General features: G+C 63.4%; 11 protein-coding genes. 7 read left to right on the top strand and 4 right to left on the bottom strand.

The window, feature by feature from the left end; translation table 11 throughout:
- Window positions 1-18: 18 nt before the first annotated feature.
- Window positions 19-1,179 (bottom strand): PA0069 family radical SAM protein, encoded by a 1,161-nt coding sequence (locus LVY71_RS22470; RefSeq protein ID WP_235102143.1) that lies wholly within the window; start codon window positions 1,177-1,179, stop codon window positions 19-21.
- A 188-nt stretch (window positions 1,180-1,367) separates the two neighbouring features.
- Here LVY71_RS22470 and LVY71_RS22465 point away from each other — a divergent pair, with 188 nt between their 5' ends.
- Both LVY71_RS22465 and LVY71_RS22460 read left to right on the top strand, forming a co-directional pair.
- Window positions 1,368-1,940: a glycosyltransferase family protein gene (locus tag LVY71_RS22465; RefSeq protein ID WP_235102142.1), complete on the top strand. Its 573-nt coding sequence runs from the start codon at window positions 1,368-1,370 to the stop codon at window positions 1,938-1,940.
- 66 nt (window positions 1,941-2,006) lie between these two features.
- Entirely contained in the window at window positions 2,007-2,942 is a 936-nt protein-coding gene (locus LVY71_RS22460; RefSeq protein WP_235102141.1) for a bifunctional helix-turn-helix transcriptional regulator/GNAT family N-acetyltransferase, read from the top strand.
- A gap of 189 nt (window positions 2,943-3,131) precedes the next feature.
- Here the strand turns inward: LVY71_RS22460 and moaB are convergent, their stop codons facing one another.
- Together moaB and ypfJ are read right to left on the bottom strand one after the other, a co-directional pair.
- Window positions 3,132-3,686 carry a molybdenum cofactor biosynthesis protein B gene (gene moaB, locus LVY71_RS22455; protein WP_235102140.1) on the bottom strand — a complete coding sequence of 185 codons (555 nt, stop codon included), beginning with the start codon at window positions 3,684-3,686 and terminating at the stop codon, window positions 3,132-3,134.
- Between the two features lie 136 nt (window positions 3,687-3,822).
- On the bottom strand, window positions 3,823-4,764 hold the full coding sequence (ypfJ, locus tag LVY71_RS22450; protein WP_235102139.1) for a KPN_02809 family neutral zinc metallopeptidase: 942 nt from the start codon (window positions 4,762-4,764) through the stop codon (window positions 3,823-3,825).
- 400 nt (window positions 4,765-5,164) lie between these two features.
- Between ypfJ and LVY71_RS22445 the strand changes: the two genes are divergently transcribed.
- Window positions 5,165-6,298 carry a site-specific DNA-methyltransferase gene (locus LVY71_RS22445; protein WP_235102138.1) on the top strand — a complete coding sequence of 378 codons (1,134 nt, stop codon included), beginning with the start codon at window positions 5,165-5,167 and terminating at the stop codon, window positions 6,296-6,298.
- An 80-nt stretch (window positions 6,299-6,378) separates the two neighbouring features.
- The gene (locus LVY71_RS22440; protein WP_235102137.1) at window positions 6,379-7,665 is read left to right on the top strand and encodes a flavin-dependent oxidoreductase; all 1,287 of its coding nucleotides are present in this window, start codon (window positions 6,379-6,381) and stop codon (window positions 7,663-7,665) included.
- Here the strand turns inward: LVY71_RS22440 and mutY are convergent.
- A complete protein-coding gene (gene mutY, locus LVY71_RS22435; RefSeq protein ID WP_235102136.1) occupies window positions 7,662-8,759 on the bottom strand; it encodes an A/G-specific adenine glycosylase in 1,098 nt (365 codons plus the stop codon). The two genes, LVY71_RS22440 and mutY, sit on opposite strands and share 4 nt — an antisense overlap.
- A gap of 29 nt (window positions 8,760-8,788) precedes the next feature.
- Here mutY and LVY71_RS22430 point away from each other — a divergent pair, with 29 nt between their 5' ends.
- The 3 genes from LVY71_RS22430 to smc all read left to right on the top strand — a co-directional run bounded on the left by LVY71_RS22430 (window position 8,789) and on the right by smc (window position 13,741).
- Window positions 8,789-9,268 carry a DUF721 domain-containing protein gene (locus LVY71_RS22430; protein WP_235102135.1) on the top strand — a complete coding sequence of 160 codons (480 nt, stop codon included), beginning with the start codon at window positions 8,789-8,791 and terminating at the stop codon, window positions 9,266-9,268.
- 115 nt (window positions 9,269-9,383) lie between these two features.
- Window positions 9,384-10,040, top strand: coding sequence for a DsbA family protein (locus LVY71_RS22425; RefSeq protein WP_235102134.1), 657 nt, complete (start codon window positions 9,384-9,386; stop codon window positions 10,038-10,040).
- A gap of 236 nt (window positions 10,041-10,276) precedes the next feature.
- A complete protein-coding gene (gene smc / locus LVY71_RS22420; RefSeq protein WP_235102133.1) occupies window positions 10,277-13,741 on the top strand; it encodes a chromosome segregation protein SMC in 3,465 nt (1,154 codons plus the stop codon).
- Window positions 13,742-13,755: the final 14 nt, after the last annotated feature.

Genomic DNA, 13,755 nt, shown 5'->3' with positions numbered 1-13,755 from the left:
CACCAATCGCGTCAGCTCTTAAAACAGATCCAACTGTTCGTTGCCGCGCTTGGGCCGCGCGAAGTGAGCGGTGGTCAATTTGGAACGACGCTTGTTGAGACCGAGTTTCTCGCAGGCGATCTCGAAACGCCGGCCGATCATCCAGGCCATCGGCCCGGTGCCCTTCATGCGCGTGCCCCATTGCGAGTCGTAATCGCGGCCGTCGCGCATGTCTCGGATCAGCGTGAAGACGTGCCGGTACCGGTCCGGATAATTCGCCATCAACCATTCGCGGAACAGATCGCGGACTTCGAGCGGCAGCCGCAACAATACGTAGCTCGCTTCCTTGACGCCGGCATGCGCGGCCGCGTCAAGAATACGCTCGATCTCTGAATCGTTCAGCGCAGGAATCACCGGCGCCACCATGACAGTGGTCGGAATGCCCGCTTCCGATAGTTGCCGCAACGCCTCAAGCCGCTTCTGCGGAGTCGAGGCGCGGGGTTCCATGGTTCGCGCGAGTTTCGGATCGAGCGACGTCACCGAAATCGCCACCTTGGCGAGATTGCGCTTTGCCATCCGCGCGAGAATGTCGATGTCGCGCGTCACCAGCGCCGACTTGGTGACGATGCCGACGGGATGTGCGGTGCGCTCCAGAACCTCGAGAATACCGCGCATGATTTTGCGCTCGCGCTCGATCGGTTGATAAGGATCGGTGTTGGTGCCGATCGCGATCATGCGCGGCTCGTAGCCCGGCGCGGCCAGTTCCTTCTCCAGCAATTCCGGAGCGTCGGGCTTGGCATACAGCCTGGATTCGAAATCCAGTCCGGGTGACAGTCCGAGATAGGCGTGGGTCGGCCGCGCGAAACAATAGACGCAGCCGTGCTCGCAGCCCCGATAGGGATTGATAGAGCGGTCGAACCCGATGTCCGGCGAATCGTTGCGGGTGATAACCTTTCGCGCGGTGTCGACGCTGACAGTGGTCTTGAACGGCGGCAGTTCTTCAAGGCTTTGCCACCCGTCATCGAAGGTGACGCGAGCTTCCGCCTCAAACCGCCCGCTGGCGTTGGATTGTGCGCCTCGGCCCCTGCGCCGCTCGCGGTCGATAGCGACTTCAATTTCGGGAAAAGGAGAAGGAACACCCGCCGGTTCGGAGGGCGCCGTCACCGGCGGGTGTTTGAGGGCATGGGATGCGCGGCTCATACTCCCAACATAACAGCGAATGAGAACAAAACAAGAACTTCAATCTGCTGTCCTCAAGGATTTTCTGATCAGTGCCTGCATATTGCGAATGCCGCAAAAAGCTGCACCTGACGGGCTGTTCTGAGTGTGACAAGATGATAACGAATGCCGCATCAAGCATTTGACGGATAGCGTTCCAGCACCGACCCATGATCAGCGTTGTCATTCCCACCGAAGGCGTCGAGCAACCTGTCGTTGCCACCCTCGCTGCCCTCGTTCCCGGGGCGGCTGCGGGAATCGTCCAGAAGGTGGTCCTGGTCGACCGGCCCGGTTCCGAAACGATCGAGCGGGTGGCCGACATCGCGGGCTGCGATTTCCTGAAATTCGACGGCTCGCGGGCGGCGGCGCTTGCGGCAGGCGCGGAACAAAGCCGGTCGCCATGGCTGATGTTCCTGCTCCCCGGGGCGGTGCTGGAAGCCGGCTGGATCGACGAAGCCGCCCAGTTCATGCAGCGGGTGTCGCTGAGCGGACGTCAGCGCGCTGGCATCTTCCGCTATGCGCGTTCGCCTTATGAAGAAGCGACGGTCCGGGACGGCGTGCGGCTGCTGACCCGCTTCATCTCCGGCCCTTCCGCCGATCAAGGCCTGCTGATTTCCCGCGATCACTATGAGCGGGTCGGCGGCTACGCCCCCGCCGCGCGCCGCGCCGAGGCCAAGCTGATCTCAAAACTCGGCCGCACGGGCCGCGCCGTGCTGCGGACCAAGATTTTCGTGGCCGCCTGATAATAGTTGACTCCGTCAACAATATCTCGAAAATGCCCGTCGGTGCAAGACGAGGCATTGTCCGTGATGGACGCGCATACCAAAGCAGAACAGGAAGCAAAAATCGCCGCCATCCGGCGATTCAACCGTTTCTACACGCGAAAGATCGGCGTGCTTGAGCAGCACCTGCTCGAAAGCCCCTTCACGCTGACGGAAGCCCGAGTGCTGTTCGAACTCGCGCATCGCGACGGCGTTCTTGCCAAGGACATCGGAGCCGAACTCGGCCTCGACCCCGGCTACCTGAGCCGCATTATCCAATCCTTCACGAAAAAGGGGCTGGTGACCCGCAAGCCGGAGCCGTCCGACCGCAGGCAGGTCAAGCTGGCACTTACCGCCAAAGGCAAACAGGCCTTCGATCGCCTTGACCGCACCTCCCATCAGGAGGTCGGGAAGATGATTGACAAATTGCCCGGCGACGGGGGAGAGCGCCTCCTGCAGGCGATGACTGTTATCGAATGTTTGCTCGATGACGAAGCGCCTCGGCCGGATCTGAAACTGCGCACGCACAGGCCGGGCGACATGGGTTGGGTGGTGCAACAGCACGGCAGGCTCTACTCAGAAGAATTTGGCTGGGACATTTCATTCGAAGGCATGGTCGCCGAGATCGCCGCGCAATTCCTGAAACAATTCGACCCGGCGAGCGAACGCTGCTGGATCGCCGAGATCGACGGCAGACAGGTCGGCTCGGTGTTTCTGGTCAGGCAATCGGACGAAGTGGCGAAGCTGCGGCTGCTCATCGTCGATCCGGCGGGACGCGGTCTTGGCCTCGGCAAGCGGCTGGTCGATGAATGCATCGCGTTCGCGCGGAGTTGCGGCTATCGCAGGATCACGCTGTGGACGCAGAGCATGCTGCTGGCCGCCCGCGGAATCTATGAAAGCGCGGGTTTCGTGCGCACCGCCATCGAACCGCATCGCAGCTTCGGACAGGACCTGATCGGCGAAACGTGGGAGCTCGACTTGTGATGCCCCGGCGGCGCGAACCCGAACATTGCGTTACGCCGGATATCATCAGGTTTCACAGGATCAACGCGCGGCGGCTTCGTCTCGAAGCACGCGGCGAAATGTGCCGCATGCTGCATGAGGGTCTTGCGAAAATCATCCGGAAGTTATTTCGAAGACGCTGACATTCCACGCCTCGATATGATCGCCCGGTCAGCTTTTTGCCTTGCCGCGCTTCAGGTGCTCGTCCAGCCGCGGCATGATCTCGACAAAGTTGCAGGGCTTGGTGCGGTAGTCGAGCTGATGCGCAAGGATACCGTCCCAGCCATCCTTGCACGCACCGGGCGACCCCGGCAGACAGAAGACGTAAGTCGCGCCGGCGACGCCAGCCGTCGCGCGGCTCTGGATGGTCGACGTGCCGATCTTGGCGTAGCTCATCATGTGAAACGCAATCGAGAAACCGTCCATTCGTTTCTCGAACAGCGGCTCGATGGCTTCCGGCGTCACGTCGCGTCCCGTGAAGCCGGTGCCGCCAGTGGTAATGACGACATCGACGCCGGGATCGGCGATCCATGCTTTAACCTTGGCGCGGATCGCCTCGACGTCATCGGTCACGATGTCACGCGCGGCAAGGCGATGACCCGCAGCCGTGAGGCGATCCGCCAGCGTCATGCCCGACTTGTCGTCGGCCAGTGCGCGCGAATCGGACACCGTCAACACCGCGATGTTGAGCGGAACGAATTTCCTTGTCTCGTCGACGGCAACCATGGAGTTCGATCCTTAGCCGTCACCCTGAGGTGCGGGGCGATTCTTGCGCCGAGCCTCGAAGGGCGACGACGTTTTGCATCGTCATCCTTCGAGGCTCGCCAAGCGGCTCGCGCCTCAGGATAACGGATCCGGCTTATCAGAGACTAACACCCGGCGCGAACGTGTTGCAGGCCTGTACGGAGCCCTGCTGATAGCCGGTCATGAACCATCGCTTGCGCTGCGCGGCAGAGCCGTGAGTGAAGGAATCCGGCACGACGCGGCCCTGCGTCTGCCGCTGCAATGTGTCATCGCCAATTGCCGACGCTGTCTGCAACGCCGCATCGATGTCCCCTGCTTCGAGGAATCCGGGACGCTTCTTCTCCTCACGATTGACCCAGACGCCGGAGAGGCAATCGGCCTGCAATTCAACGCGCACCTGGATGGCGTTCGCTTGCGCCTTGCTCCCGGCCTGTTCCTGCATCTGGCGCGCCTTATCCAGGATCCCCAGCAGGTTCTGGATGTGGTGGCCGGCTTCGTGCGCGATGATGTAGGCGGCCGTGAACTTGCATGCGTTGCCGGAGCAACCCCGGAACCGGGTCTCAACCTCGCGGAAGAATCCGGTGTCGAGGAAAATCTGCCTGTCGGGCGGACAATAGAACGGACCCATCGCCGACTGCGCCATGCCGCAGCGTCCGCCATTGGTGGCATTTTTGAACAGCACGATGCGCGGCCCGCGATAGGTCTGGCCGCTTGCCGAAAAGATTTCGCTCCATCGGTCGTCGATCTCCCCAAGCACGCCTGCGATCATGCTGCCCATCTCGTCGGTGGGCGCGCCCTTGGAGGGAGCGGATCGGCGGTCGGTCTGATAGGTCGGGGCCTGCTGCTGGCCGCCGGTCAGAATCTCCGCGCCGCCGATCAGAATGCGGGGATCGATGCCGACCGCCCAGCCGATCAGGCCGAGCACGATCACGGTTCCAATGCCGAGGCCGCCACCGCCGCCCATCGGGAATCCGAATCCGCCGCCACCCCCGCCGAAGCCGCCGCCGTCATCGCGGCGATCATCGATATTGTCGCTGCGGCGGAAATCGTCATAACGCATCGGAAGTCTCCTCAACCGGGCGGGCGCGCCATGACCACAACGCGATGGAGCCGCAAAGTATCCTGTTAACGATTCATACAGCGCCCGGCAAAAATTGCCTAGTGCGGCGTAGCATTGTCTCATCCGGCATTTCGATGTGTTTCAACTCCGCGACATGAATGCCGGCTGAATTTCTCCGCGAAAAACGCGCAGCGCCAGCAAATCCAGCCATCAGACCGAGTTGATTGCAGCAACGCGTGCGCAGCAATTCGCAACGCGACACGAATCCGGAATCAATTTCGGATTAATGACAAACATGATTTCGATTAAGCCGATTTTTACCTTGGGCATTCATGGTGGTGACAGTCGGATTTGTTAGTCCCGCGTCGCCGACTGCGTCGCCTGAGTCAGGTTTTGAGTCATGGTTGTGTCGCGTCGCGGGGCGTCTGCAAGGGCGCCCCGCACTCAATTTGAAGTGCCATCCAGTTCGCAGATCGTCATTGGCGATTGCGTCGCCGAGATGTCGAAATTGCCGGCCGGTTCCGTCGATCTGGTATTCGCGGATCCGCCGTACAATCTGCAACTGAAGGGCGATTTGAAGCGCCCTGACGAATCTCATGTCGATGCCGTCAACAACGACTGGGACAAGTTCTCATCCTTCGCCGCTTACGACGATTTCACGCGCGCATGGCTCCTGGCCTGCCGCCGCATCATGAAGCCGTCGGCAACGCTGTGGGTGATCGGCTCCTATCACAACATTTTCCGCGTCGGCGCGATCATGCAGGACCTCGGCTTCTGGGTTCTCAATGATATTGTCTGGCGCAAGTCCAATCCGATGCCGAACTTCCGCGGCCGCCGCTTCACCAATGCGCACGAAACCATGATCTGGGCCGCGCGCGACGAGAACGCCAAGGGTTACACCTTCAATTACGAAGCGCTGAAAGCCGCCAACGAGGACGTGCAGGCGCGCTCCGACTGGCTGATCCCGCTCTGCACCGGCGACGAGCGCCTCAAGGGCGGCGACGGCAAGAAGGTTCATCCGACGCAGAAGCCGGAAGGCCTGCTCGCGCGCGTGCTGCTGTCGTCCTCGAAGCCTGGCGACCTCGTGATCGATCCGTTCAACGGCACCGGCACCACCGGCGCTGTCGCCAAACGCCTCGGCCGCCGCTACATCGGCTTCGAGCGTGACAAGACCTACGCCCAAGCCGCCGAAGCACGCATCGCGGCCATCGAGCCGCTGCCGGAAGCGACATTGGCTCCGTTCATGACCGCGCGCGGCGCACCGCGCGTCGCGTTTTCAGAACTGGTCGAGCGTGGCATGATCGTGCCCGGCACCAAGCTGGTCGATTCCAAGAAGAGGCACGCCGCACTGGTCCGCGCCGACGGCGCAATCATGCTCGGCGACAAGGTCGGCTCGATCCACCGCATGGGCGCCTTGGCGCAGGGCGCCGAAGCCTGCAACGGCTGGTCGTTCTGGCATGTGGAGACCAAGAAGGGTCTCCGCCTGATCGATGAACTTCGCGCCGAGATCCGCAGCGAGATGGCGGCGGGGTAAGCCGCCGTTTTTTGCCTTTCGCAATTGCCCACTTTCCCGGTCCTGTGTCATGACACCTCCCAAAGTCGGGAGCGTGCACCATGACCATTCTCATCGCAGGCGGCGGCATCGGCGGGCTGACGCTCGCGCTCAGTCTCCATCAGGTCGGTATTCCCTGCCGCATCTTCGAGAGCGTGCCGGAACTGAAACCGCTTGGCGTCGGCATCAACGTGCTGCCCCATGCGGTGCGCGAACTGACCGAGCTCGGCCTGCTCGGCAAACTGGACGCCGCCGGCGTCCGCACCCGGGAACTGTCCTACTTCTCAAAGCGTGGGAAACCGATCTGGACCGAGCCGCGGGGGCTCGATGCCGGATACAAGTGGCCGCAGGTCTCGATCCATCGCGGCGTGCTGCAACAGATTCTGCTCGACGCGGTGATCGAGCGTCTCGGCCGTGACAGCCTGCTGAACAGCCATCACCTTGCCAACTACACCGATACACCGGACGGCGTGTCCGCGCGCTTTGTCGACAAGGCAACCGGTGACGACGCTGGCACCTACGACGGCACCCTGCTGATCGCCGCCGACGGCATTCATTCCGCGGTACGCAACAAGCTCTATCCCCACGAAGGCGCGCCAATCTGGAACGGGCGCATTCTCTGGCGTGGCATCTCCGAGAGCGACGCGTTTCTTTCTGGCCGCACCATGATCATGGCGGGCCACGAAAGCCTGAAGTTCGTCTGCTATCCGATCTCGGCTCAGCTGCCGAACGGAAAATTCCGCATCAACTGGATCGCCGAACGCTACTTTCCGCCGAACCACCAGTGGCGGCGCGAGGATTATAATCGGGCGGCGAAACTCGACGAATTCCTGCCATGGTTCGAGGACTGGCGCTTCGACTGGCTGGACGTGCCCAGGCTGATCCGCAATTGCGATCATGCCTACGAGTATCCACTGGTGGATCGCGACCCGCTCGACCGCTGGACCTTCGGCAACGTGACGCTGCTCGGCGATGCCGCCCATCCGATGTACCCGATCGGGTCCAACGGCGCATCGCAGGCGATCCTCGACGCGCGGGTGCTGACGCGGGAAATTCTCGCCCACGGCGAAACGCCCGCAGCGCTTGCCGCCTATGAGGCCGAACGCCGCCCGGCGACAACTGAACTTGTGAAGCTCAACCGCCGCAACGGTCCCGAGCAGGTGATGCAGTTGGTCGAGGAGCGTGCGCCGAACGGTTTCAACGTCGTCACCGACGTTCTCTCGCATCAGGAACTGCAGGACGTCGCCAATAACTACAAGCGCGTCGCCGGTTTCCAGGTGGAGGCCCTGAACGCCAAGCCGCCGATCGTGCCTCGGCCGGAAAACGCGATGCTGTCGAGCGCGGGTTAGTCGCCCAGCCCGTGCGCGATCACCTTGCGCATGACGTTGGGCAACGCTTCGTCTTTCAACGTGGCAATCGGCACCCAGCGCATGCCGTCGGGCGCACGCGTCCGAGCGGCAACAATCGCGGTATAGACCACAAGCTCGAGCGGGAAATGCGTGAATACATGCGTCACGACTCCCGCCTTGCGATGCCAGCGCGACACCTTCAGCGCGGGCGATTGTTTCAGTGCAGCCTTGTCGTCATGGCCCGCGAGCCATTCGGAAGTCGGCACCTCCGTCATGCCCCCGAGCAGGCCTTTCTCGGTGCGGGTGCGAACCAGCAAATCGCCGCCGCGCGTAACGACAAAGGCAGCGCCGCGCCGCAGCGCCCCCGTCTTTTTCGGTGCCTTGCGAGGAAACGTCTCCTGATCGCCCCGGGTGCGCGCTGCGCAATTGTCGTTGAGCGGACACAGCCCGCAGGCCGGCTTCTTCGGCGTGCAGATCGTCGCGCCGAGATCCATAAGCGCCTGTGCGCTGTCGCCCGCACGCGATAAACCGAGCAATGTCGTGGCCAGTTGCCGGATTAGCGGCTTTGATTTCGGCAGCCGCTCTTCCACCGCGAACAACCGCGACACCACGCGCTCGATATTGCCGTCCACCGGCATGGTCTGCCGGCTGAACGCAATGGCGGCGATTGCCGCTGCGGTATAAGGACCAATGCCCGGCAGCGCGCGCAGGCCGTCTTCGCTGTCGGGAAATGCGCCCCCATGGTCGCGCAGCACCGCAACGGCACAGGCGTGAAGGTTGCGCGCCCGCGAATAGTAGCCGAGCCCCGCCCACATTCTCAAGACGTCGTCGAGCGAGGCCGAGCCGAGCGCCGTAACCGTCGGCCATCGCGCGGTGAACTTCTCGAAATACGGGCCGACCGCCTTCACTGTGGTCTGCTGCAGCATGATTTCCGACAGCCAGACGCGATACGGGTCGCTGACATGGCCCGGCAGCGCGCGCCACGGCAACCGGCGGCGGTAGCGATCGTACCAATCGAGCAGCGCAGAGGCGCGATCGGCTTCGACATGATCGGGAGATTTCTTTCGCCGCGCCGCGGCGCCTGATAGGGTCATGGGACACTATGTACCGACGACAACCACCCATGAACAAGCCCGGGCCCATCTCCGCGAAGCCGTTATCCGCATTGCTCGGCAGTGCGATCAACGACGTGTTCGCGAAGCAGGGCTTTGCCTCGCGCGAACTGGTGACGCGATGGGCCGAGATCGTCGGGGCCAATGTGGCGGCCCATTCGGAACCGCTCAAGATCCAGTGGCCGCGCCCGGTCGAAAACCAGCCGATCGAACCGGCGACCCTGGTGCTGCGGGTCGAGGGACCGATGGCGCTGGAAATCCAGCATACGTCGGACGTCATTCTGGAGCGGGTCAACCGCTTCCTGGGCTGGAAGGCGGTCGGCCGGATTGCGCTGCGCCAGGCGCCGCTGTCGCGAAGGCCGACGCCCAAACCCCGAAAAAAGCTGGACGCTGCGGAGGTTGCCAGGATCGAAGCCGATCTGACCACCGTGGAAGACAGCGATCTGCGTGCCGCATTGGCGCGGCTGGGTGCGTCGATCAAGCGAAATTGACGGTCCCGCAAGGCAGAGCTTGCGGCCCGGCATTGCCACAATTGTCGTTTCAAGCTAGCGAAACCCCTCGACAGGCGTGACCGACGCCATCTCGCACGTATTCCGGAGCAGACCGTTGAACATCACGCGCCGCGCCTTTAATGCCGCCCTCTCCCTTGCCGGCCTTGCCGCAGTTGCCGGCGTCTCGCCGTGGCAACTCATTGGCGACGCGAACGCCCAGACCCTCGAAGAAATCAACCAGGCCGGCGCGCTCGGCGATATGGCGCTGGGCTCCAAGGATGCGTCCGTCACCATTATCGAATACGCTTCGATGACCTGCCCGCATTGTGCGGCGTTCACCAAGGACGTCTTCCCGGAACTCAAGAAGACATACATCGATACCGGCAAGGTGCGCTTCATCTTCCGCGAGTTTCCGCTCGATCAGGTGGCGCTGGCCGCCTCCGCGCTTGCGCGCTGCGTCGCCAAGGACGATGCGCCGAAGTTCTTCGCCATCATCGACATCCTGTTCAAGCAGCAGAACGATCTTGCTTCCGATGCGCTCGGCACCATCAACCGGGTCGGCAAGCAGGCCGGGTTCAGCGAGCAGATGATCAAGGATTGCGTGCAGGGCGATCCGGCGATCCAGAAGGGCATCCTGGACGTGCGCGAGCACGCCTATAAAACCCTCAAGGTCAACTCGACGCCGTTCTTCTTCGTCAACGGAACGCCGGTGAAGGGCGAGACCTCGTTCGACGCCTTCGAGAAGCTCATCAAGCCGCTGCTCAAGAGCTGAGACTATCAGCTCACCTCCGAATCCGGGAACTTTTGGCTGAAACACACTGAGATTCCTCGGAAATCTCGTCTAAATCCCTTGGGAAAAGCCCAGCAGGCCGGTTGCCCTCGTGGGCGTGCCTCGCCATTGTGCGAACAGTCTGAGGCGCATCCCGCGACTCAGCTATACTGGCACAGGGCCGCTATGACCTTGCCCCGGCTTGATAATTTCGGCCCGGCCAACAGAGCACCGATTGCATGAAACTCACGCGTCTTCGCCTTCACGGATTCAAATCGTTCGTCGAGCCGACCGATTTCCTGATCGAGCCGGGCCTGACCGGCGTTGTCGGTCCGAACGGCTGCGGTAAATCCAATCTGGTCGAAGCGCTGCGCTGGGCGATGGGCGAAACCTCGCACAAGTCGCTGCGCGCCGCCGATATGGACGCGGTGATCTTCGCGGGCTCTGGCAACCGCCCCGCGCGCAACCACGCCGAAGTGGCGATGACCATCGACAATTCCGATCGTTCGGCTCCCGCCGCCGTGAACGATCAGGAGGTTCTGGAAATCTCGCGCCGGATCGAGCGCGAAGCGGGCTCGGTCTATCGCATCAACGGCAAGGATGTGCGCGCACGCGACGTCCAGATTCTGTTCGCGGATGCCGCCACCGGCGCACGGTCGCCTGCCCTCGTCCACCAGGGCAAGATCGGCGAAATTATTCAGGCGCGTCCCGACCAGCGCCGCCGCGTGCTGGAAGATGCCGCCGGCGTCGCAGGACTTCACGCGCGCCGTCACGAAGCTGAATTGCGCCTCAAGGCTGCCGAAACCAACCTCACCCGCGTCGAGGACGTGATCGGCCAGTTGGCCGGGCAGATCGACGGCCTAAAGAAACAAGCGCGGCAGGCAATCCGCTATCGCGAAGTCGCGGCCAAAGTGCGCAAGGCAGAAGCACTGCTGTTTCACCTGCGCTGGCTGCAGGCCCATGCCGACGTCGCCGAGGCCGGCCAGACCCACGACCTGAACGTCCGCGAGCAGGCCGAACGTGTTCAGCAGCAGGCGGAAGCGGCGCGCATTCAGGCGATCCGCGCCTCCGAACTGCCGGGCCTGCGCGAGGCCGAAGCCCGCGCCGCCGCCGGATTGCAGCGGCTGACCAACGCCCGCGAAATGCTCGACCGCGAGGAAGCCCGCGCCAGGGATCGCGTCACCGAACTCGACCGCCGCCTCACCCAGTTCGCCGCCGACATCGAGCGCGAGCAGCGGCAACTGTCGGACGCCAACGTCGCGCTGGCGCGGCTGGAATCCGAAGACGCCGAGCTAAAAGAAGAGATCAAGTCGCGCGTCGAGAAGCGCAGCGGCGCGGACGAACGCGTGGCCGAAGCGGAAGCGACGCTCGCCGCCGCCGAGCGCACCTTCTCCGAACTGACCACGGCGCTGGCCGATCTCACCGCCAAGCGCAACCAGTTCGAAGCCAATGTCCGCACCCATCGCGACCGCCTCGCACGGCTCGATCAGGACATCGCCAATGTCCAGGGCGAAGTCGCAAAACTTACGGCGGAGACCAGCGGCCTTGGCGATCTCAGCGAACTCGTTGAGAGCATGGAAACCGCGCAGGGCATGCTGCTCGAATCCGAGATGAACACTCAGGCCAGCGAGGAGGCGCATCTCGCCGCCCGCGCCAGGCTGGAAGCCTCTCGCTCGCCTCTCGCCGATGCCGACAAGCGCGTGCAGCGGCTGGAGACCGAAGCCAAGACCATTTCCAAGCTCGTGAACGGCGAGACCAAGAACCTCTGGCCGCCGATCATTGACGGCGTCAATGTCGCCAAGGGTTTCGAGAAGGCGCTGGGCGCAGCACTTGGCGACGATCTCGATGCGCCGGTCGATCCGACGGCGCCGATGCGCTGGTCGAATCTCGGCGTCATCGAAGGCGACCCGGCACTACCGCAAGGAATCGAAGCGCTGGCGGCGCATGTCACCGCACCGCCGGAACTGGCGCGGCGTCTGGCGCAGATCGGCGTTGTCAGCCGTGAACGCGGCGCGCAGTTCGCCTCGCAGTTGAAGACCGGCCAGCGGCTGGTGTCGCGCGAAGGCGATCTCTGGCGCTGGGACGGCTTCGTCGCCGCAGCTCATGCGCCGACCGGCGCCGCACGGCGGCTGGCCGAGCGCGCGCGTCTCGTCGACATTGAAGCCGAACTGGAACAGGCGCGCGCCGATGCCGTCGCCAAGCGCCAGGCGCTGGAGACGGCCGAAACCGAGTTGAAGGCGGCATCAGCCGCGGAAAGCGCAGCGCGCGAAGCCGCGCGTAACGCCCAGCGTGAAGCCAACGCGGCGCGTGAACGCCATGCCGCCGCAGAACGCGAAATCAATCGCCACGCCTCACACCGGTCCGCGCTTGACGAACGCGGCACTCGTCTTGCCGCCGACCGCACCGAAGCCCAGAGCGCGCATGAAAGTGCCGTCGCGGCCTTGAACGAACTGCCGGGCAGCGCGGAGAACGAGGAACGTCTCGCCGCCGTGCGCGCCGACATGGACGGTCATCGCCGTCTCGCCGCGCAGGTCCGCGCCGAAGCGCAGGCGCTGGCTCGCGAAGCTGAGCTCGCCGACCGCCGCGTGCAGGCGATCGTCGCCGAACGCAACGAATGGCAGAGCCGCAAGCAGAACGCGGCATCGCAGGTCGCCACCGTCGAAACCCGTATCGTCGAAGTGAAGACCGAACGCGCCGAGCTTGAAAATGCTCCGGAGGTCTTTGCCGAGAAGCGCAGCGCGCTAATCAGCGAGATCGAGTTTTCGGAGGCCGAGCGGCGCACGGCAGCCGATGCGCTGGCCGCCGCCGAGGCTGCCATGGCGGAAACCGACCGCGCGGCGCGCGCCTCGCTCGATGCGCTGTCTGCGTCTCGTGAAGCCTGTGCCCGCTCCGAGGAGCGCATGGAAGGCACCAGACGGCGTCTGGACGACATCGAACGCGAAATCCGCGACATGCTCGAGGTCGAACCGCATGGGGTCGCCGCGCTCGCGGAGATCACGCCGGAAACCGAACTTCCGGCGGTCACGGACATCGAAACCGATCTGGAAAAGCTGCGGCGTGATCGCGAACGTCTCGGCGCGGTCAATCTGCGCGCCGAGGAAGAACTGCGCGAGGTCGAAGCCCAGCACCTCAACCTCACCACCGAGCGCGACGATCTGGTGGAAGCCATCAAGAAGCTGCGCACCGGCATCCAGAGCCTCAACAAGGAAGCCCGCGAACGTCTGCTGACCTCGTTCGAGACAGTGAACGCGCACTTCAAGCGGCTGTTCACCGAGCTGTTCGGTGGCGGTCAGGCCGAACTTCACCTGATCGAAAGCGACGATCCGCTCGAAGCCGGCCTTGAAATCATCGCCAAGCCCCCCGGCAAGAAGCCGCAGACGCTCTCGCTGCTGTCCGGCGGCGAGCAGGCGCTGACCGCGCTGGCGCTGATCTTCGCGGTGTTCCTGACCAACCCGTCGCCGATCTGCGTGCTGGACGAAGTCGACGCACCGCTCGACGACCACAATGTCGAACGGTTCTGCAACCTGCTGCATGAAATGACGGCCACCACCGAGACGCGCTTCATCATCATCACCCACAATCCGATCACCATGGCGCGCATGAACCGGCTGTTCGGCGTCACCATGGCGGAACGCGGCGTGTCGCAGCTTGTCTCCGTCGATCTCGACGGCGCGATGAAGGTGCTCGACCAGAACGTGGCGTGATGTTTCCTTACCCC

The organism is Bradyrhizobium sp. G127 (genome assembly GCF_021502575.1).
Lineage (GTDB): Bacteria > Pseudomonadota > Alphaproteobacteria > Rhizobiales > Xanthobacteraceae > Afipia.
The sequence above is the reverse complement of the archived record's forward strand: the minus strand, read 5'-3'. Positions and strand labels throughout refer to the sequence as shown.